The 18,855-nt window shown below is 65.8% G+C and carries 14 protein-coding genes and 8 tRNA genes; 5 read left to right on the top strand and 17 right to left on the bottom strand.

Going from position 1 to position 18,855, the window contains the following annotated elements; genetic code table 11:
* Positions 1 to 191: 191 nt before the first annotated feature.
* Together VA603_RS07295 and VA603_RS07290 are read left to right on the top strand one after the other, a co-directional pair.
* Positions 192 to 2,768, top strand: coding sequence for a glycoside hydrolase family 3 protein (locus VA603_RS07295; RefSeq protein ID WP_323438378.1), 2,577 nt, complete (start codon positions 192 to 194; stop codon positions 2,766 to 2,768).
* A 32-nt stretch (positions 2,769 to 2,800) separates the two neighbouring features.
* A complete protein-coding gene (locus VA603_RS07290; protein ID WP_323438377.1) occupies positions 2,801 to 3,814 on the top strand; it encodes a glycoside hydrolase family 16 protein in 1,014 nt (337 codons plus the stop codon).
* A 115-nt stretch (positions 3,815 to 3,929) separates the two neighbouring features.
* On the opposite strand, the gene VA603_RS07285 is transcribed toward VA603_RS07290, so the two are convergent.
* A tRNA-Ser gene (locus VA603_RS07285) sits at positions 3,930 to 4,020 on the bottom strand.
* A gap of 201 nt (positions 4,021 to 4,221) precedes the next feature.
* On the opposite strand from VA603_RS07285, the gene VA603_RS07280 reads away from it, so the two are divergent.
* Entirely contained in the window at positions 4,222 to 4,926 is a 705-nt protein-coding gene (locus VA603_RS07280) for a PP2C family protein-serine/threonine phosphatase (protein ID WP_323438376.1), read from the top strand.
* 21 nt (positions 4,927 to 4,947) lie between these two features.
* On the opposite strand, the gene dnaQ is transcribed toward VA603_RS07280, so the two are convergent.
* Genes dnaQ through VA603_RS07265 form a run of 3 tightly spaced genes read right to left on the bottom strand, consistent with a single transcriptional unit; the run spans position 4,948 to position 6,616 of the window.
* A complete protein-coding gene (gene dnaQ, locus VA603_RS07275) occupies positions 4,948 to 5,673 on the bottom strand; it encodes a DNA polymerase III subunit epsilon (protein WP_323438375.1) in 726 nt (241 codons plus the stop codon).
* An 8-nt stretch (positions 5,674 to 5,681) separates the two neighbouring features.
* Entirely contained in the window at positions 5,682 to 6,134 is a 453-nt protein-coding gene (gene rnhA / locus VA603_RS07270; RefSeq protein ID WP_132864874.1) for a ribonuclease HI, read from the bottom strand.
* A gap of 17 nt (positions 6,135 to 6,151) precedes the next feature.
* A complete protein-coding gene (locus VA603_RS07265) occupies positions 6,152 to 6,616 on the bottom strand; it encodes a class I SAM-dependent methyltransferase (protein WP_323438374.1) in 465 nt (154 codons plus the stop codon).
* Positions 6,617 to 6,816: 200 nt separating this feature from the next.
* Here VA603_RS07265 and gloB point away from each other — a divergent pair, with 200 nt between their 5' ends.
* Entirely contained in the window at positions 6,817 to 7,581 is a 765-nt protein-coding gene (gene gloB, locus VA603_RS07260) for a hydroxyacylglutathione hydrolase (RefSeq protein WP_323438373.1), read from the top strand.
* Complete coding sequence (locus tag VA603_RS07255) at positions 7,578 to 8,765, top strand: lytic transglycosylase domain-containing protein (protein ID WP_132864877.1); 1,188 nt, start codon at positions 7,578 to 7,580, stop codon at positions 8,763 to 8,765. The genes gloB and VA603_RS07255 overlap by 4 nt, the downstream gene beginning before the upstream one ends.
* A 244-nt stretch (positions 8,766 to 9,009) precedes the next feature.
* Here VA603_RS07255 and VA603_RS07250 read toward each other — a convergent pair whose 3' ends face one another.
* From VA603_RS07250 to VA603_RS07190, 13 genes are all read right to left on the bottom strand, one after another.
* Complete coding sequence (locus VA603_RS07250) at positions 9,010 to 10,980, bottom strand: peptidyl-prolyl cis-trans isomerase (protein WP_192286546.1); 1,971 nt, start codon at positions 10,978 to 10,980, stop codon at positions 9,010 to 9,012.
* A 130-nt stretch (positions 10,981 to 11,110) separates the two neighbouring features.
* A tRNA-Asp gene (locus VA603_RS07245) sits at positions 11,111 to 11,187 on the bottom strand.
* 63 nt (positions 11,188 to 11,250) lie between these two features.
* Positions 11,251 to 11,327 (bottom strand) — tRNA-Asp (locus VA603_RS07240).
* A gap of 81 nt (positions 11,328 to 11,408) precedes the next feature.
* Positions 11,409 to 11,485, bottom strand: a tRNA-Asp gene (locus VA603_RS07235).
* A 27-nt stretch (positions 11,486 to 11,512) separates the two neighbouring features.
* A tRNA-Val gene (locus tag VA603_RS07230) sits at positions 11,513 to 11,587 on the bottom strand.
* 12 nt (positions 11,588 to 11,599) lie between these two features.
* A complete protein-coding gene (locus tag VA603_RS07225; protein WP_132862574.1) occupies positions 11,600 to 11,872 on the bottom strand; it encodes an HU family DNA-binding protein in 273 nt (90 codons plus the stop codon).
* Positions 11,873 to 12,078: 206 nt separating this feature from the next.
* Positions 12,079 to 14,532: an endopeptidase La gene (gene lon, locus VA603_RS07220; RefSeq protein ID WP_192286547.1), complete on the bottom strand. Its 2,454-nt coding sequence runs from the start codon at positions 14,530 to 14,532 to the stop codon at positions 12,079 to 12,081.
* Positions 14,533 to 14,672: 140 nt separating this feature from the next.
* The gene (gene clpX, locus VA603_RS07215) at positions 14,673 to 15,962 is read right to left on the bottom strand and encodes an ATP-dependent Clp protease ATP-binding subunit ClpX (protein ID WP_132862572.1); all 1,290 of its coding nucleotides are present in this window, start codon (positions 15,960 to 15,962) and stop codon (positions 14,673 to 14,675) included.
* 127 nt (positions 15,963 to 16,089) lie between these two features.
* The gene (clpP, locus tag VA603_RS07210) at positions 16,090 to 16,716 is read right to left on the bottom strand and encodes an ATP-dependent Clp endopeptidase proteolytic subunit ClpP (RefSeq protein WP_132862571.1); all 627 of its coding nucleotides are present in this window, start codon (positions 16,714 to 16,716) and stop codon (positions 16,090 to 16,092) included.
* 67 nt (positions 16,717 to 16,783) lie between these two features.
* Positions 16,784 to 18,079 (bottom strand): trigger factor, encoded by a 1,296-nt coding sequence (tig, locus tag VA603_RS07205; RefSeq protein WP_323438372.1) that lies wholly within the window; start codon positions 18,077 to 18,079, stop codon positions 16,784 to 16,786.
* A gap of 181 nt (positions 18,080 to 18,260) precedes the next feature.
* A tRNA-Leu gene (locus tag VA603_RS07200) sits at positions 18,261 to 18,345 on the bottom strand.
* Between the two features lie 111 nt (positions 18,346 to 18,456).
* Positions 18,457 to 18,532 (bottom strand) — tRNA-Lys (locus VA603_RS07195).
* Between the two features lie 110 nt (positions 18,533 to 18,642).
* A tRNA-Lys gene (locus tag VA603_RS07190) sits at positions 18,643 to 18,718 on the bottom strand.
* Positions 18,719 to 18,855: the final 137 nt, after the last annotated feature.

Raw genomic sequence — 18,855 nt, 5'->3', positions numbered from 1 at the left:
TCAGAGCGATTCCCGCGCCACAGGCGCATGGGTACAACTGCAACTTTATCCGCAGCGCATGCGATGCCGCTGTGCAGCAAGCGTTCACGACGCAGTCCCGCTATTCTGCGGCCTGCCTGACAACGCTGTCATGGTGTCCTGCACCATTACCCCGTCTCTTCACGTCATCCCGCTCAGGAATACCGCTACCCATGAAGCCCAATTCCCACCGTGTTTCCTCCCGCCGCCGTCTCCGCCCCCTGCTGCTGTGCGCCTCGCTGGCGCTGATCTGCGCAGGCGTCCCCGCCGTCGGCGCGGCACCGGCCTCGGCCGATGCCGCCGGCCAGATCAACCCGGCCAACTGGCCGGCGCCGGCCTGGCCGCTGGCCACCGATGCAGCGCTGGAGCAGCGCGTCAGCGCCTTGATGGCGACGATGACGCTGGAGGAAAAGGTCGGCCAGATCATCCAGGGTGACATCGATTCGATCACCCCGGACGAGGTGCGCAAGTATCGCCTGGGCTCGATCCTGGCCGGTGGCGGCTCCGACCCGGGCAAGCAGTACAACGCCCCGCCCAAGGCGTGGCTGGACCTGTCCGACGCCTTCTGGGAAGCCTCGATGGACACCAGCCAGGGCGGCAAGGCGATCCCGATCATCTGGGGCATCGACGCGATGCACGGCCAGAGCAACATCGTCGGCGCCACGCTGTTCCCGCACAACATCGGCCTGGGCGCGACCCACAACCCGGAGCTGCTGCGCGAGATCGCCCGCATCACCGCGGCCGAAACCCGCACCACCGGCATGGAGTGGACCTTCGCCCCGACCGTGGCGGTGCCGCAGGATGACCGCTGGGGCCGTTCCTACGAAGGTTATTCGGAGAACCCGGAGCTGGTCGCCAAGCTGGCCGGCGTGTTCGTCGAAGGCCTGCAGGGCAAGGCCGGCGACGCCGACTTCCTCGGCGACACCCGGGTGATGAGCACCATCAAGCACTTCCTCGGCGACGGCGGCACCACCGATGGCAAGGACCAGGGCAACACCACCGTCACCGAAGCCCAGCTGCGTGACATCCACGCCGCCGGCTACGTGCCCGGCATCGCCGCCGGCGCACAGGGCGTGATGGCCTCGTTCAACAGCTTCCACGGCGAGAAGCTGCACGGCCACAAGCCGCTGCTGACCGACGTGCTCAAGCAGCGCATGCACTTCGGCGGCTTCATCGTCGGCGACTGGAACGGCCACGGCCAGGTGCGCGGCTGCACCAACACCGATTGCGCGCAGACCTTCAACGCCGGCCTGGACATGGCGATGGCGCCGGACAGCTGGAAGGGCCTGTACGAATCCACCCTGGCCCACGTCAAGGACGGCACCATCCCGATGGCGCGCCTGGACGATGCGGTGCACCGCATCCTGCTGGTCAAGTTCCGCATGGGCCTGTTCGAGAAGCCCAAGCCCTCCGAGCGCGCGCTCGGCGGCAAGTTCGAGCTGCTCGGCTCGCCCGAGCACCGTGCCGTCGCACGTCAGGCCGTGCGTGAGTCGCTGGTACTGCTGAAGAACCAGGGCGGCCTGCTGCCGCTGTCGCCCAAGACCCGCCTGCTTGTGGCCGGTGACGGCGCCGACAACCTCGGCAAGCAGACCGGCGGCTGGACGCTGACCTGGCAGGGTGACGGCACCAAGCGCGAGGACTTCCCCAACGCTGATTCGATCTGGGACGGCCTCAAGGGCCAGGTCGAAGCCGCCGGCGGCAAGGCCGAGTTGGCCGTGGACGGCAAGTACACCCAGAAGCCGGACGTGGCCGTGGTGGTGTTCGGCGAAGAGCCATACGCCGAGTTCCAGGGCGACCTGCCGAACCTGATGTTCAAGGGCGGCAAGTCCGGCGACCTGGAGCTGATCCAGCGCCTGAAGGCCGACGGCATCCCGGTGGTGGCGGTGTTCCTGAGCGGCCGCCCGCTGTGGTTGAACCGCGAGATCAACGCCGCCGATGCGTTCGTCGCGGCCTGGCTGCCGGGCAGCGAAGGCGCCGGCATCGCCGACGTGCTGCTGCGTGATCGCAAGAACAAGCAACAGCATGATTTCAGCGGCAAGCTGAGCTTCTCCTGGCCGCGTCGCGCCGACCAGTACCAGAACAACGTGGGCCAGGCCGGCTACGACCCGCTGTTCGCCTACGGCTTCGGCCTGAGCTATAAGGACCGCGGCAACCTGGCACCGCTGTCGGAAGACCCGGGCATCGACCCCAACGCCGCCGCCAACAACACCTGGTTCGAGCGTGGCGTGGCCACCACCGGCCTGACCGTGCGCCTGGTCGGCAGCGATGGCCGCGCGATGGACATCGTGCACCCGGCCGCCACCACCGCCGACGGCTCGCTGGTGATGACCGCGATCAACACCGACGTGCAGGAAGGTGCCCGCCAGTACGTGTGGAAGAACGACGGTGCCACCATCGAAGTCCGTGCCAATGCGCCGGTGGACCTGTCGCGCCAGTCCGGCTCGGATGTGTTCGTGGTGATGACGCTCAAGCTCGATGCCACCCCGCGCAACGGCAAGGCCTCGGTGCTGGCCACCTGCGGCGAAGGCTGCCAGGGCGAGGTTGCCATCGGTGACGCGCTGGGCAAGCTGCCGCGTGGCCAGTGGACTCGCCTGGCCGTGCCGATGAAGTGCCTGACCGCCACCGGCATCGACACCGCCAAGCTGGACATGCCGTTCGCACTGCGCGCCGGTGCCGGCACGCAGCTGGCGATGAGCCAGGTGATGCTGGGCACCGAGTTCGACCACAAGGCCGAGTGCGCGATCCAGTGAGTCACGGCCGCGTGCTCGTGACGGCCGGGGTGATGCTTCTCTCCAGCATCGCCCCGGCCAGTGCTGGCGCCCCACTGACCGCCTCCGGCGGTCAGTGGGGGCTGGTCTGGCAGGACGAGTTCGACGCCCCCCGGATCGATCCGGACAAGTGGGAACTGGAGGTCAACTGCTGGGGCGGCGGCAATGCCGAACAGCAGTGCTACACCGACCGTCGTGATGACGCCCCGCAGGCCAATGCCTATGTCGCCGACGGCCTGCTGCATATCGTCGCGCGCAAGGAACGTTTCAGCGCCCCGGCCAGCCCGGACGATGCCTCCGCAGCGCACGCCACCCTGCCCTACACCTCCGCGCGCCTGCGCACGCGAGGTCGCCAGGCATTGACCTTCGGACGCTTCGAGATCCGCGCCAAACTGCCACGCGGCCAGGGCAGCTGGCCGGCGATCTGGATGTTGCCGAGCGACGGCCGCTACGGCGCATGGGCCGCGTCGGGCGAGATCGACATCATGGAAGCAGTCAACCTGGGCACCGCCAGCGATGACCCCGATGCCCCCGGCACGGTGGAAACCCGCGTGCACGGCACCCTGCACTACGGCGGCCGCAGCCCCGGCAACGTGCATGCCGGCACCAGTTACCGGCTGCCCGGCGGCGCCAATCCCGCCGACGACTTCCACGTCTACGCCCTGGAATGGGAACAGGGGCAGATGCGCTGGTACGTCGATGGCGTGCATTACGCCACGCAGAGCGCCGAGCACTGGTACAGCCAGCCTGGCGCCGATGCCGCCCAGCCCACGCCCGAGGCAGGTGCGCCATTCGATGCCAGCGCCCGCTTCCACCTGCTGCTCAACCTCGCCGTAGGCGGCAACTGGGCCGGCAAGGTCAATGCCGGCGGCATCGATGAGAGCGCCTTCCCGCAGACCCTGCTGGTGGACTATGTGCGCGTTTACCAGTGCCTGCCCGCACGTGCCGATGGACTCGGCTGCGCAACGATCGGCGCCGATGCGGTACTGGTGAAACCCGAACAGGGCGGGCAGTTCCCGCAGCCGTGAGGAAAGCCGCCGCCGCAATCGTCATGGCTTTCCGTCGATAGCGCATCAAGCATCAGGAGCGGCTCCCGCATCGCCCATGAAAAAAGCCGCCCGGAGGCGGCTTTTTTCATGTATCTGGCGGAGAGGGGGGGATTCGAACCCCCGAGGCGCTATAAACGCCTGCCTGATTTCGAGTCAGGTACATTCAACCACTCTGCCACCTCTCCAGATGGTCCCGGCGAGCCGGGCTGCGAATGATAAGGGGCTTCGGCCATGCCGACAAGCGCTTTTTCATCAATCGATCACCTTCGCGCCGCCGGCGGCAACCTTTCCCCCAGCTGGACGCGCGCCCGGCGCCGCTTGCCGTACACCTCCATGAACGCGATGATGCCGAATCTTCTACTCACTCCGTGCCCTTCCGGGCCCCCATGATCGAATTCGGACACCTCAGCCACGTCGGCCTGCGCCGCCAGCTCAATGAAGACACCTATTACGGTGACGGCGAGCTGGGCCTCTGGCTGGTCGCCGATGGCATGGGCGGGCATGCCTGTGGCGAGGTCGCCAGCGCGCTGGCACGCGAGACCATCGTGCGCGAAGTCCGCAACGGCACCGCGTTGGCCCAGGCCATCCGCATCGCCGACGAGGAGATCATCCGCACCTCGCGCCGCCGCAACGACAGCCTGCCGATGGGCACCACCGTCGTGGCCGCGCGCGTACAGGGCAACCGCTTCGAGGTGGCCTGGGTCGGCGACAGCCGCGCCTACCTGTGGCGCGACGGCAAGCTGGGCCAGCTCAGCCAGGACCACAGCTACGTGCAGGAGCTGATTGCCCAGGGCACGCTCACCGCCGAGCAGGCCCGCGCCCATCCACACCGCAATGTCGTCACCCAGGCGCTCGGCGTCACTGATCCAGCCCACCTCAACGTCGCCACCATGACCGGCGAACTGCGCCCAGGCATGCAACTACTGCTGTGCAGTGACGGCCTGACCGAGGAAGTGGACGACCGCAGCCTGGCCGAGACCCTCGGCCAATCCGACTGCAGCGCGCAGGAGTGCGTGGACATGCTGATCGCCGCCGCGCTCGATGGCGGCGGCTCGGACAACGTCACCGCCATCCTGGTCCGCTGCCACTAAGCGCAGCAGCGGCATCGCCCATCAGGTCGACTCGGGCTCCGGCGCACGCGCGCCGTCCCACCATGCGTGGCCACCCTTCTTGCGCAGCTTGGCCAGTCGCGCCTCATGCGCTTCCAGCTCCGATGCGGTTGCCACCACCAGGGGACGCGGCAGCAACACCGCGCTGTCGAAGGTCTGCACCACGCCACTGGCATGGGCACCTTCCACCTCCGGCTGGCCAAAGCCGATCTCTTCCTGGCCCGAGGTCAACGCGATGTAGACGTCGGCCAGGATCTGCGCATCGAGCAGGCCGCCGTGCAGTTGGCGGTGCGAGTTGTCCACGCCCAGCCGTTTGCACAAGGCATCGAGCGAGTTGCGCTGCCCCGGGAAGCGCTCGCGCGCCATCGCCAACGTATCGGTCACCGTCACCCGCTCGCTCAGCCGACCCCGGCCAAGCAAGCGCATCTCGTTCTCGAGGAAGCCCATGTCGAACGAGGCGTTGTGGATGATCAGCTCGGCGCCATCCACATAGGCCAGGAACTCATCGACGATCTCGTCGAAGCCCGGCTTGTCGGCCAGGAAGTCCAGGCTCAGCCCGGTCACCTCGGCTGCGCCTGCCTCGAAGTCACAGTCCGGCTTCATGTACCGGTGGAAGTTGTTGCCGCTGGGACGGCGTTCAAGCAGCTCCACGCAGCCGATTTCGACCACGCGGTTGCCCTTCTTCCATTCCAGGCCGGTGGTTTCGGTATCAAGGACGATCTGGCGCATGGCCTACCTCAGTTGCTTGCGGCGCCATCGCGCACGCGGATTGCTGCATCGCGGGCCAGCTGGTCCACGCGTTCGTTGTCCGGGTCACCGTTGTGGCCCTTCACCCAGCGCCACTCGATCTGGTGCCGCTGGGTGGCGGTGTGCAGGCGCTCCCACAGGTCGCGGTTCTTCACCGGGTCGCCGCCGGCGGTCTTCCAGTTGCGCCGCACCCAGCCCGGCATCCACTCTGTGATGCCCTGGCGCACGTACTGCGAGTCGGTCTGCAGCATGATGTTGCACGGCTCGCTGAGTGCCTCCAGCCCGGCGATGGCCGCCATCAGCTCCATCCGGTTGTTGGTGGTGTGCGCTTCGCCGCCGCTCAGTTCGCGCTCGTGCGCCTTGTAGCGCAGCAGGGCCGCCCAACCGCCCGGCCCCGGGTTGCCGAGGCAGGCGCCGTCGGTATGTATTTCGATTGACTTCATGTAGTTCCGTAAGTTGTTCAGGTCACGACCGGCCGCGACCAGCCTGCACGGCTGGCCTTGATCGGCCCGATCAGCGCCTCGGTGCGCTTCTCCGCCTCCAGCACGCACAAGGCGCGCAAGGCCGGCAGCCCGCTGCCCGGGGCATCGGCGGCCTGGCTCCACAGCGGCCCGTAATACTGCACGGTCTGGCAACGGATGCCATGCCGTTTGAGCAGCACGCGGCTGCGCGCCATCGAGGCCGGCCGCGCGCCCTGCCACTGCCAATGTGCCCGGTACGGGCTGTAGCGGTTGAGCAGGGTCATCCACAATCGGCCGCCCGGCATCAGCACGCGCGCGCATTCGGCCAACAGCAGGTCCAGCTCCTCCGGCGCCGCATGCTGGATCACGATCGCGTTGAACGTTTCAGCTGGCAGCGGCAGCGGCAAACCACAACGCAACTCGCCCTGCCACTGATGCCGCCCATCGGCACGGTAAAGCCGCATTCCACGTCCGGCCGGGCCGCTTCCGGGCATCCACGCCGCACTGGGTGAAAGCCACAACCACGGTTGCGCGGGCACGGATTGCAGGCGTTCGTGCAGGTGCCGGTGCTCCCAATCCCGCATCGCCTGCGCCCCGGCCATCTCAAACCAGGGCGAGACTGCAGCTTGACGGGGGGACGGGGCGGCAGGCATTTTCCAATTCTATGCGACTGACCGCCCTGCCTGCATTCCAGGACAACTACATCTGGGCGCTGCAAACGCCCGACGATCGCGCTGTTTTCGTCGACCCGGGCGAGGCCGGGCCGGTGCTGGAGGCTGCCGCCCAGGGCATGCAGCCTGCCGCCGTCCTGCTCACCCATCACCACGACGACCACATCGGCGGGGTGGCCGAACTGCGCCGGCAGTGGCCGCGCCTGAGGGTGTTCGGCCCCGTGGATGAACGCATCGGCCTGGAACATGAACAGGTGGCCGATGGCGACCGGGTACAATTGACCGGCTTCGACCTCTCGGTGATGGCAGTACCCGGCCACACCCGAAGCCACATCGCGTACTTCGGCCACAACCACCTGTTCTGTGGCGACATGCTGTTCAGCCTGGGCTGTGGGCGCATGTTCGAAGGTACGCCCGCCCAGATGCTGGCCTCGCTCAAGCGCCTGGCCGCCCTGCCCCCGCAGACATGGGTCTGCTGCGGGCATGAGTACACGCTGGCCAATGCCGTGTTCGCGCGGCATGTCGATCCCACCAACGCGGCATTGCAACGCCGTCAACAGGAAGCCTTGGACATGCGCAGCCGTTCCCGTCCCACCGTTCCCGCCGTACTGGCCAACGAACTGCAATGCAATCCCTTCCTGCGCACGGGCGAAGCCGTCATCCGTGACGCCGTCGCCGCCCACCTGGGCCAGTTCCCGGCCGACGAGGTGGACGTATTCGCCGGATTGCGGCGCTGGAAAGACGGTTTCCGCGCGTGAAGCGGGGCAGCCTCTCCCTGGTGCTCGGGCTGTTGCTCGGCGCCAGCGCCGCCGCCAGCGCCCAGTCGCTCCCCGCCGGCCTGAGCCAGAACCTGGCCACCGCTGCGGCCCTGCCGCTGGACCCGAACTCCCTGCCGCCTGCCACCACCCGCAACGGCCGCGAGATCTTCAGCAACTTCCGCGAAGGCCTGGCCGCACCGCAATGCGATGCCGAAGCCACCAGCCCGCGCTGGCGCAAGCAGTTCGCGCATGCGCCGAGCCGGCTGGGCAACATCGACGACGACGCCCTGCCGCTGTTCGGCTACGTGGTCGATGAACTGCGCAGCGCCGGCCTGCCCACCGAGTTCGCCCTGATCCCGTTCGTCGAGAGCGGTTACCGCCCGGGCGCCCGCAACAGCAGCGGTCCGGCCGGCCTGTGGCAGTTCATCGCCACCACCGCGCGCAACCACCGCGTGCCGATGGAGGGCGGCTACGACGGTCGCCTCTCGGCGGTGGACTCCACCCGTGCCGCGGTCCGCTACCTGAAAACCCTGCACGGCATGTTCGCCGGGGACTGGGAGCTTGCGGTGATGGCCTACAACGCCGGTGAGTACCGCATCCTGCAGGCCCTGCGCCGCGGCGGCATGAACGCACAGAATGCCGACGCCAGCGCCCTGCCCGGCCTGTCCCCGATCACCTATTCCTACGTCGAGAAGCTGCATGCGCTGGCCTGCGTGCTGGAGCAGGCCGAAGGCGAACCCGACCTGATGGCCGCCCTGGATCGGCCGGTTCCGATCCTCAAGGGGCACACCCTGCCAGCCAACACCTCGCTGGCGGCCTGGTCGGCGCAGAACGCGCTGGACCCGGCCCGCATCGCCCGCCTCAACCCGGCCCTGACCGCCGCCCGCTCCGGCACCACCGTGCTTGCGCCGGCCCTGGCGGGCGGCGCCGTGGACGTCCCGGTGCTCGCCGCCGCCGAACCTGCGCCCGCCGCAACACCAGCACGCAACGCGCCGGCCGCTCCGCGCGCGGTTGCTTCGGCCAGCAGCAGCGCACGCCGCCACACGGTCCGCAATGGCGAATCGGCCTGGTCGATCGCCCGTCGCTACGGGATCCCGGTCAAGGCCTTGTTGTCGTTCAACAACCTCGATGCGCGTGCCGTCCTCAAGCCCGGCATGGTGCTGCGTTACGAAGAAGCGCGATAAGCCGCGCCCCTCCGATTGCAGAACGCCCGGCAACGCCGGGCGTTCTTTTGTCCGGCTTCGCGCCCTTGGGCGCGAAGCGGATCATCCCTGATCGAAAGCAGCGCCTTGCGGACACGGCAATGCGTTTACCCGCCTCGGTAGTCGCGGCGGCTTCGCGGTTGAAGCCGCTCCTGCGACAGGCGTGCAGGCCCCACAAAAAAGCCCGGCCATTGGCCGGGCTTTTCGTCTTCATCCCTTCAGGGAATCAGAGCTGTGATTCCTGCACCTGCACCTTGAAGCGCTTGCGCATGCCATCGACGTAGGCCTTGGCCGCAGCGGCACCATCAATCTGGCTGAGCTGCTGCTTGAGCATGGCCTGCTGCTGTTCCGGCACTTCGGCGGGGTTGCCCGGGGTCACCTTGGTCACCGCGAACAACGCATAGCGACCATCCTCGAGCGCGACCTTGCCGTAGCTGGGCTTGTCGGCAGTCGGCGGCGCAGCGCTGAACACGGCACGGTTGGCGACAGCGCTGGGCATCGGCGCGTTGCGCGGCAGGCCGGGGATCGGCATCAGCTGCAGCTTCTCCGCCTCGGCCAGCGCCTGCAGGGTCTGCCCGCCGTTCAACTTGGCCAGCAGTGCATCGGCGGCCTTGTTCGAAGCCTCCTCGACGCGGTGCTCGCGCACCGCAGCGATCACCTGGTCACGCGCCTTGTCCAGCGGAATGGCCTGCTCCGGCGTATGCGCGGTAACGCGGATCATCACGCTGTGGTTCGGTGCCAGCTCGATCGGATCGCTGACAGTGCCATCCTCGACCAACGCATCGGAGAACGCCGCCTTCAGCACCGCCGGATTGGTGGCGATGCCGCTGGCGGTGGCGCGACTGAACGGCGCAAGGGTCTGCACCGGCAGCCCCACTTCCTTGGCCGCCGGCTCCAGCGCGGTCGGATTCTTGTAGACCAGGTCCACCAGGCGACCGCTCAGGTCGTTGAACGCACGCTCGGTGTCGGCCTGCAGCTGCTCGGCCGCCAACTGGTCACGCACTTCCTCGAACGGACGGCCTTCGCCACCCTTGATCTCGCGCAGCTTCAGCACGTGGTAGCCGAACTCGGTCTTCACCGGCCCGACCACGTCGCCCGCCTTCATCGCGAACAGCGCATCTTCGAACGGCTTGACCATCACGCCCTTCTCGACCCAACCCAGGTCACCACCAGTGTCCTTGGAACCGGGATCCTGCGAATTGGCCTTGGCCAGTGCGGCGAAATCAGCCCCCGGCTGCTTGGCCTCGGCGGCCAGCTGGGTGGCCTTCGCCTCGGCGGCCTTCTGCGACGCCTCGTCGCTGCCGGCGCTGATCAGGATGTGCGAAGCCAAACGCTGGTCCGCCGACACGAAACGTGCCTTCTCGTCCTCATAGCGCTTGCGCAGCGTCGCCTCGTCCGCAGCAGCAGCTGGCGGCATCGCCGCCGCGTTGAGCTCCACGTATTCCAGCGACACCGTCTCCGGCTGCAGGAACTGCTTGGGATGGGTGTCGTACCACTGCTTGATCTCGGCATCGCTGACCGCGGCGGTGTCGGCCTCCGGGGCCGGCAGCAGCGCGAACTCGGTGTCACGGGTTTCACCCAGCAGCTTCAACAGGCGCTCGCTTTCGCCCTTGGTGGTGAACCCCGACTGCGCCAACGCATTGGGAATGATCGACTGCTGCAGGCTGGTACGCACCAGCTGCTCGAACATCGCCGGCGTGCGCGGCGGGTTGCCCTGCGCCAGGGTCAGTCGGTACTGGTCGCCATCGAACTTGCCGTCGCGCTTGAACGCGTCGATGCTGTTGATGTAATCGCGCACTGCGGCGTCACCGACGACGATATGCGCATCTTCGGCGGCCAAACGCACCACCTGCTCGTCGATCAGCTGATCGAGCACGGCGCGCTTGCTTTCGGTGGTCTCGAACTCACGCGGGTCGAAGTTGTCGCCCTGCATTTCGCGCGCCTGCATGCGCGCCTGTTCGAAACGCGTCCGGAAGTCCTCGACGCTGATCTCGTGGTGGTTCCACAGGAACGACATCGGCCACCACGACGGCGCCGAGCGCCACCACGACGGCGGTGCCGATACCTTGGCCACGTTCTGTGCGCCGACGCCACCGAGGTAGCTGTTGTCGATCACGAACAGGAACGGGATCATCAGCAGGCCCATGATCACGGTAACGATCCAGCCTGAGGTCTTGTCGCGAAGTTTCTGCAGCATGGGAAAAATCAGGGCCTATTGGCGAGCCGGGCAGTGTAACCCGCTTCCCCCTTGACTCCCAAACAAGCCCTCCGCAGGCGGGCGGCCAAAGAAAAAGCCCCCGGCTTGCGCCGAGGGCTTTTGAGACAACTGGCGGAGCGGACGGGACTCGAACCCGCGACCTCCGGCGTGACAGGCCAGCATTCTAACCAGCTGAACTACCGCTCCACGTTTTGACTCGTCCACCGCCGGAAACCCGACGATGCGCGCTCCAAGGAGCGACTTGATTAATGGCGGAGCGGACGGGACTCGAACCCGCGACCTCCGGCGTGACAGGCCAGCATTCTAACCAGCTGAACTACCGCTCCGCATTAACTTTTTTAGTTTTCCTTCAACCAAAGTGGTTTCGAGAAAACAAGGCCCCCGATCGCTCAGGGGCCGGTATGAAGTGGCGGAGCGGACGGGACTCGAACCCGCGACCTCCGGCGTGACAGGCCAGCATTCTAACCAGCTGAACTACCGCTCCACTTTCAAACTTTTCGTTGGTGCTTATTGGTGGGTGCTGAGGGTTTCGAACCCCCGACCCTCTCCTTGTAAGGGAGACGCTCTACCACTGAGCTAAGCACCCCCGGTGAGCCGCTTAGTTTACAGCGTCCTTCAGGGCTTTACCAGCCTTGAAGGCAGGATTTTTTGCAGCGGCGATCTTGATCTCTTCGCCGGTCTTCGGATTGCGGCCGGTGCGCTCGGCGCGCTCGCGAACCTGGAACGTACCGAAGCCCACCAGAGTCACGGCATCGCCCTTCTTCAGGGCCTTGGTGATCTCGGCGATGACAGCGTCAACTGCACGGCCAGCCTCGGCCTTGGACAGGTCAGCAGCAGCGGCAACGCCATCAATCAATTCGGTCTTGTTCATTCTGTAAAACTCCCTTTGCGGCAAATCCGCGGAATAGTTGGGTGGGTCGCTGCCGCTATGGCAAGGCAACGACCGGAGATCCTGCATTCACACCACATCGCAGAACAGCGTGTGCGCGAGTGGCACTTTTATACCAGCGCCCCCCTACCCACGCAAGCTGAAAAGCCAATAACGGCGCGGGTTTCGGGGGGTTTTGCGTTCACATTTCAATGCTTGACGCGCGCACTCGGAGCTGCCTTGGACTTGCCACGGACAGTGACACGCTGCGCAGTTTTACGCGTCTTCTTCGGCGCCAGCGGCGACTCCAATGCGATGTCCAGCACCTCGTCGATCCACTTCACCGGGACGATCTTCAGATCGCGGGTGACGTTGGCCGGGATGTCCGCCAGGTCCTTACGGTTCTCATCGGGGATGATCACCGTGCGCACGCCACCGCGCAGCGCGGCCAGCAGCTTTTCCTTCAGGCCACCGATGGCGGTGACGCGCCCGCGCAGGGTGATCTCGCCGGTCATCGCCACCTCGGCCTTGACCGGCACCTTGGTCAGGGTCGACACCAGCGAGGTGACCATCGCGATGCCGGCGCTCGGGCCGTCCTTCGGGGTGGCACCGTCGGGCACGTGCAGGTGCACGTCGTGCTTCTGCAGGAAGTCCACGTCGATGCCCAGCGCCTGGGCACGCGCACGCACCACCGACAGCGCCGCGGTCGCCGATTCCTTCATCACGTTGCCGAGCTGGCCGGTCAGCGTCACCGCGCCCTTGCCCGGGATCAGGGTGGACTCGATCTGCAGCAGGTCGCCGCCGACCTCCGTCCAGGCCAGGCCGGTGACCAGGCCGATCTCGTTGGCTTCCTCGGCGCGGCCGAAGTCGAAGCGACGCACGCCCAGGTACTTGTCCAGGTTCTTGCCGTCGACCACGACCAGCGCCTTGGCCTTCTTGGCGCCCTTCCTGGCCTTCTTCTCCACCTGCGGGCCCGCCAGCGCGATCTCCTTGACCACCTTGCGGCAGATCTTGGCGATCTCACGCTCGAGGTTACGCACGCCGGATTCGCGCGTGTAATAACGCACGATGTCGCGGATGGCGTCTTCCTCGACCGACAGTTCCTCGGTCTTCAGGCCGTTGGCCTTGAGCTGCTTGGGCACCAAGTAACGGGTGGCGATGTTGAGCTTCTCATCCTCGGTGTAGCCGGGGATGCGGATGACCTCCATGCGATCCAGCAGCGGGCCTGGGATGTTGAGCGAGTTCGAGGTCGCCACGAACATCACTTCGCTCAGGTCCAGGTCCACTTCCAGGTAGTGGTCGTTGAAGGCGTTGTTCTGCTCGGGGTCGAGCACTTCCAGCAACGCCGAGGACGGGTCGCCACGGAAATCCATCGACATCTTGTCGATCTCGTCGAGCACGAACAGCGGGTTCTTGCTGCCGACCTTGTTGAGGTTCTGCACGATGCGGCCCGGCATCGAACCGACGTAGGTACGACGGTGGCCGCGGATCTCGGCCTCGTCGCGCACGCCGCCCAGCGACATGCGCACGAACTTGCGGTTGGTGGCCTTGGCGATGGACTGGCCCAGCGAGGTCTTGCCCACGCCCGGCGGCCCGACCAGGCACAGGATCGGCCCCTTCATCTGCTTCACGCGCGACTGCACGGCAAGGTATTCAAGGATGCGGTCCTTGACCTTGTCCAAGCCGTAATGGTCGGCGTCGAGCGTGTCCTGGGCGACCTTCAGGTCCTTGCGCACCTTGGTGCGCTTCTTCCACGGCACGCCCAGCAGCCATTCCAGGTAGTTGCGCACGACGGCCGCTTCGGCCGACATCGGCGACATCTGTTTGAGCTTGTTGAGCTCGTTCTTCGCCTTGGCCTCGACGGCCTTGGGCATGCCGGCCTCGGCGATCTTGCGGGCCAGCTCGTCCAGCTCGCCCGGCGCGTCGTCCAAGTCACCCAGTTCCTTCTGGATGGCCTTCATCTGCTCGTTGAGGTAGTACTCGCGCTGGCTCTTCTCCATCTGCGACTTCACGCGGCCGCGGATGCGCTTCTCCAGCTGCTGCACGTCGATCTCGCCATCGACCAGGCCGACCAGCATTTCCAGCCGGTCACCGACCTGCAGCGTTTCCAGCAGCTTCTGCTTGTCGGCCAGGCGCACGCCGATGTGGGCGGCGATCGTGTCGGCCAGGCGCGCCGGCTCCTCGATGCCGGCCAGCGTCTGCAGCAGCTCCGGTGGCAGCTTGCGGTTGGTCTTGACGTACTGCTCGAACAGCGACATCAGCGAGCGGGCGATCGCCTCGATCTCGCGCGGCTCGCGCGACTCGTCCGACTCCAGCTCCACGCCGTGGCCCTGCAGCGCGCCGTCCTGCTCGTAGACCTTGTCCACGCTCACGCGCGACAGGCCCTCGACCAGCACCTTGATGGTGCCGTCGGGCAGCTTCAGCAACTGCAGCACCTGGGCCAGCGTGCCGACGGTGTACAGGTCCGCTGCCGCCGGGTCGTCGGTCTCGGCCGACTTCTGGGCCAGCAGCAGGATGCGCTTGTCCGCCTCCATGGCGCGTTCCAGCGCCTGCATGGACTTGTCGCGTCCGACGAACAGCGGAATGACCATGTGCGGGAACACCACCACGTCGCGTAGCGGCAGGACCGGCAGGTCGAGGACTTCGAGTTGGGACTGCGCCATGGCGGGCTCCACTGAATTCGGGGAAGGCTGAATAAAAAAGCCGATGGCCCCGTTATGGGGCCATCGGCTGGGGGTTGCAAGAGGCGGAAAATCCCGCAGCTGAACCACAGAATCCCGGTTCAGCCCCCTCTGAGACTGGCTCAGTCGCCGGACGCGGCCTTGGCCGGTGCCGGCGGGGTCTGGTAGATGATGTACGGCTCGGACTTGTTCTCGATGACCGACTCGTCCACCACCACCTTGCTGACGTTTTCCTGCGACGGCAGGTCGTACATGGTGTCCAGCAGGACCGACTCGACGATGGTACGCAGGCCACGGGCACCGGTCTTGCGCTTGAGCGCCTTCTTGGCGATGGCCGACAACGCGTCCGGACGGAACTCCAGCTCGACGTTCTCCATCTCGAACAGCTTCTTGAACTGCTTGGTGATGGCGTTCTTGGGCTCGGTCAGGATCTTGATCAGGGCCGGCTCGTCCAGCTCCTCCAGGGTTGCCACGACCGGCAGGCGGCCGACGAACTCCGGGATCAGGCCGAACTTGATCAGGTCTTCCGGTTCGACTTCGGCCAGCACCTTGCCCACTTCCTGCTTGCGCTCGGCGCTCTTGACCTTGGCACCAAAGCCGATGCTGCTGGTTTCCGAGGAACGCTGCTGGATCACCTTGTCCAGCCCGGCGAACGCGCCGCCGCAGATGAACAGGATGTTCTTGGTATCCACCTGCAGGAATTCCTGCTGCGGGTGCTTGCGGCCCCCCTGCGGCGGGACGCTGGCCACGGTGCCTTCGATCAGCTTCAGCAGCGCCTGCTGCACGCCTTCGCCGGACACGTCGCGGGTGATCGACGGGTTCTCGCTCTTGCGCGAGATCTTGTCGATTTCATCGATGTAGACGATGCCCTGCTGCGCCTTCTCGACGTCGTAGTCGCACTTCTGCAGCAGCTTCTGGATGATGTTTTCCACGTCCTCGCCCACGTAGCCGGCTTCGGTCAGCGTGGTGGCATCGGCCATGGTGAACGGCACGTTGAGCAGGCGCGCCAGCGTTTCGGCCAGCAGCGTCTTGCCCGAACCGGTCGGGCCGACCAGCAGGATGTTGGACTTGGACAGCTCGACGTCGTCGCTCTTCTGACGGCTCTCGATGCGCTTGTAATGGTTGTACACGGCCACCGCCAGCGTGCGCTTGGCACGGTTCTGGCCAATGACGTACTGGTCGAGCACTTCGAGGATCTCGCGCGGCTTGGGCAGCGAGCTGCGTGCCGACTGCGCCTTTTCCTCAAGCTCCTCGCGGATGATGTCGTTGCACAGCTCCACGCATTCATCGCAGATGAACACGCTCGGGCCCGCGATCAGCTTGCGTACCTCGTGCTGACTCTTGCCGCAGAACGAGCAGTACAGAATCTTGCCGCTGCTGTCCCCGGAACGACCTTGCCGGTCTTCGCTCATGCTTCGCTTACCCAGTTGCTTCCCCCTCTGAACAGGGGGTTCGATTTCGAGAATAGCACAGGGCCGGATGGACGCCAGTCCAGTTCCGACCCTGCAAAAAAAGCCGTATTTTCGGCCACTTGCACCGTTACCCGGCCTGGATCGACTCGTCCGGACGACGCTCCAGCACCTGGTCGACCAGACCATAGGCCACCGAGTCGGCCGCGCTCTTGAAGTTGTCGCGCTCGGTGTCGCGCGCGATGGTCTCCAGCGACTGGCCGGTGTGCTTGGCCAGCACCTCGTTCAGGCGCGAACGCAGGGTCAGGATTTCACGGGCATGGATGTCGATGTCCGTAGCCTGGCCCTGGAAGCCGCCCAGCGGCTGGTGGATCATCACCCGCGAGTTCGGCAGCGCATAACGCTTGCCGGCCGCACCGGCCGCCAGCAGCAACGCGCCCATCGAGGCGGCCTGGCCGACGCAGATGGTGCTCACGTCCGGCTTGATGTACTGCATGGTGTCGTAGATCGCCATGCCGGCGGTGACCACGCCACCGGGCGAATTGATGTAGATGCTGATGTCCTTTTCCGGGTTTTCCGCTTCCAGGAACAGCAACTGCGCCACCACCAGGTTCGCCATGTGGTCGTCGATCGGGCCGACCAGGAAAATCAGGCGCTCCTTGAGCAGGCGCGAATAGATGTCATAGGCGCGCTCGCCACGGCTGGTCTGCTCGACCACCATCGGAACCATGTTCAGGGCTTTGGCTCGGTTGTCCATTTCGTGAGGCACCTATTCTTGAGAAGTAACCCCCGCGCCGGAGCGCGGGGACGGAACGCCCGCCGGTTTACTGGCGGATGGCTTCCTGGAACGACAGCGCCTGCTCGGTGTGCTGGGCACGCTCGGCGATCCAGTCGATGACCTGCTCTTCCATCACGCGGTTCTGCAGGCCAGCCATAAGCTGGGGATCATTACGGTACATCTCAATGACCTGTTCCGGCTCTTCGTAGGTCGAGGCGATCAGGCGCATGGTTTCGTTCAGGCGCTTCGGGTCCAGGCGCAGCTCGTTCCTGCGGGCCACCTCGCCGACCAGCAGGCCGACCAGCACGCGCTTGCCAGCCGCATCCTTGAAGCCTTCATGGGCATCGGCCGGGACATCGCCCGGGTTGCCGCCCTGGCGGCGGATGGCATCGATCTGCTGGGCCAGCATCGAGCGGGCTTCACCCTCGACCAAGCGCGGCGGCAGCTCGACCGAGGAATAGGCGGCGATCAGCTGCTCGCCGACTTCGCGGCGCAGGCGGTTCATCAGCGCGCCCTTGAGCTCGCGCTCCAGGTTGGAGCGGATGTCCTTGCGGAACTGCTCCAGGTCGCCGTTCTTCACGCCGAAGCTCTTGATGAAGGTGGCGTCCACTTCCGGCACGTCCTGCTCGGACACTTCCACGGCCTTGACCGTGACATTGACCGACTTGCCGGCCAGCGCCGGCACGCGCCAGTCAGCCGGGAACTCGACGTCCAGGACCTTTTCCTCGCCCTTGGCCAGGCCGACAAGGCCCTTCTCGATCTGGTCGAACATCATGCCCTGGCCGATGATGATGGTGCCCTTCTCGGTGCCTTCGGCCGGCAGGCGCTCGTCACCGGCCTGCGACCAGGTTTCCAGGCCGACCAGGTCACCTTCCTGGGCGCCACGGGTGACCGGCTTCCAGGTACGGCGCTGCTGGCGCAGGTTCTCGATCATCTGGTCGATGTCGGCGTCGGTGATCTCGGCGGTGTGGCGGACCACGGTCAGCTTGGTCACGTCGACGTCACCGAAATCCGGGATCAGCTCGACGGTGGCCACGAAGTCGAACTCGCCTTCGCCGGCCTTGTCGATGCGCGGGTTGCCGGCGATGCGCAGCTCGTGCTCGCGCAGGGCGGCGTCGAAGGTTTCACGCAGCAGGCCGTCCATCGCCTCGGCGCGCACCTGCGGCCCGAAACGCTGCTCGATCACCTTGGCCGGCACCTTGCCCGGGCGGAAGCCCTTGATACGCGCGGTACGCGCGATTTCGCCCAGACGCCCGTTGATGTGGGTCTGCAGACGTTCGGCCGGCAGCGAGAAGCTCAGGCGGCGTTCCAGGTTGCCGGTGGATTCGATCGAAGCTTGCATGTTGACTCCTGCCACCGGTGGCGACGGCCCCCGGCACGATGTGGTGGTTGAAACGATCCCAGGCGGCGGATTTCCGCCGCAGCCCTCTAGTTTGGCCGATAACGGCCGGCACCGCCAGCAGTGGGGGGCCATTCAGGGCGGCAGGAAGCGCGCCCGGCGGTGGGCGCGGTGAACCGGGCAATGGTGCGAAAGGGGGGACTCGAACCCCCACGCCTTGCGGCACTGGAACCTAAATCCAGGGCGTCTACCAATTCCGCCACTTTCGCAAGGCCGGTTCAGGGGCGCCATTGTTGCAGGCCAACCCCGAAAGCGGAAGCCGGGACGAACGCGGCAACCGGCAAGAAAAAAGCCACCGGATTGCTCCGATGGCTTCAATTTGGTGGGCTGTCAAGGATTCGAACCTTGGACCTATTGATTAAGAGTCAACTGCTCTACCAACTGAGCTAACAGCCCTGAAACTTCGGCGCGAATTGTACACCAGCGGTGTTTTTCGCACCAGCCCGAAAACACGGGGCTTACACTTAAAGAAAAAGCCACCGGATCGCTCCGGTGGCCTTTCAAAATGGTGGGCTGTCAAGGATTCGAACCTTGGACCTATTGATTAAGAGTCAACTGCTCTACCAACTGAGCTAACAGCCCTGAAAATCAGGAGGCGAATCTTAACGCATCCTTCTTTTTTTTGAAACCCCGAATTTCACTTCGGTGCTTCTTCATTCAGTGGGGTGGCTGAGGGGATTCGAACCCCCGACCACCGGAATCACAATCCGGTACTCTAA

Origin of the sequence: Stenotrophomonas capsici (assembly GCF_034961085.1) — a bacterium.
GTDB classification, from domain to species: Bacteria; Pseudomonadota; Gammaproteobacteria; order Xanthomonadales; family Xanthomonadaceae; genus Stenotrophomonas; species Stenotrophomonas capsici.
This window is presented reverse-complemented; position numbering and strand designations above follow the sequence as displayed.

What these genes read in the sequence shown, in the direction of transcription:
- VA603_RS07295 (WP_323438378.1), top strand. Translation starts at nt 192, where the DNA reads ATGAAGCCCAATTCCCACCGTGTTTCCTCCCGCCGCCGTCTCCGCCCC.
- VA603_RS07290 (WP_323438377.1), top strand. Translation starts at nt 2,801, where the DNA reads ATGCTTCTCTCCAGCATCGCCCCGGCCAGTGCTGGCGCCCCACTGACC.
- VA603_RS07280 (WP_323438376.1), top strand. Translation starts at nt 4,222, where the DNA reads ATGATCGAATTCGGACACCTCAGCCACGTCGGCCTGCGCCGCCAGCTC.
- dnaQ (WP_323438375.1), bottom strand. Translation starts at nt 5,673, where the DNA reads ATGCGCCAGATCGTCCTTGATACCGAAACCACCGGCCTGGAATGGAAG.
- rnhA (WP_132864874.1), bottom strand. Translation starts at nt 6,134, where the DNA reads ATGAAGTCAATCGAAATACATACCGACGGCGCCTGCCTCGGCAACCCG.
- VA603_RS07265 (WP_323438374.1), bottom strand. Translation starts at nt 6,616, where the DNA reads ATGCGGCTTTACCGTGCCGATGGGCGGCATCAGTGGCAGGGCGAGTTG.
- gloB (WP_323438373.1), top strand. Translation starts at nt 6,817, where the DNA reads ATGCGACTGACCGCCCTGCCTGCATTCCAGGACAACTACATCTGGGCG.
- VA603_RS07250 (WP_192286546.1), bottom strand. Translation starts at nt 10,980, where the DNA reads ATGCTGCAGAAACTTCGCGACAAGACCTCAGGCTGGATCGTTACCGTG.
- VA603_RS07225 (WP_132862574.1), bottom strand. Translation starts at nt 11,872, where the DNA reads ATGAACAAGACCGAATTGATTGATGGCGTTGCCGCTGCTGCTGACCTG.
- lon (WP_192286547.1), bottom strand. Translation starts at nt 14,532, where the DNA reads ATGGCGCAGTCCCAACTCGAAGTCCTCGACCTGCCGGTCCTGCCGCTA.
- clpX (WP_132862572.1), bottom strand. Translation starts at nt 15,962, where the DNA reads ATGAGCGAAGACCGGCAAGGTCGTTCCGGGGACAGCAGCGGCAAGATT.
- clpP (WP_132862571.1), bottom strand. Translation starts at nt 16,716, where the DNA reads ATGGACAACCGAGCCAAAGCCCTGAACATGGTTCCGATGGTGGTCGAG.
- tig (WP_323438372.1), bottom strand. Translation starts at nt 18,079, where the DNA reads ATGCAAGCTTCGATCGAATCCACCGGCAACCTGGAACGCCGCCTGAGC.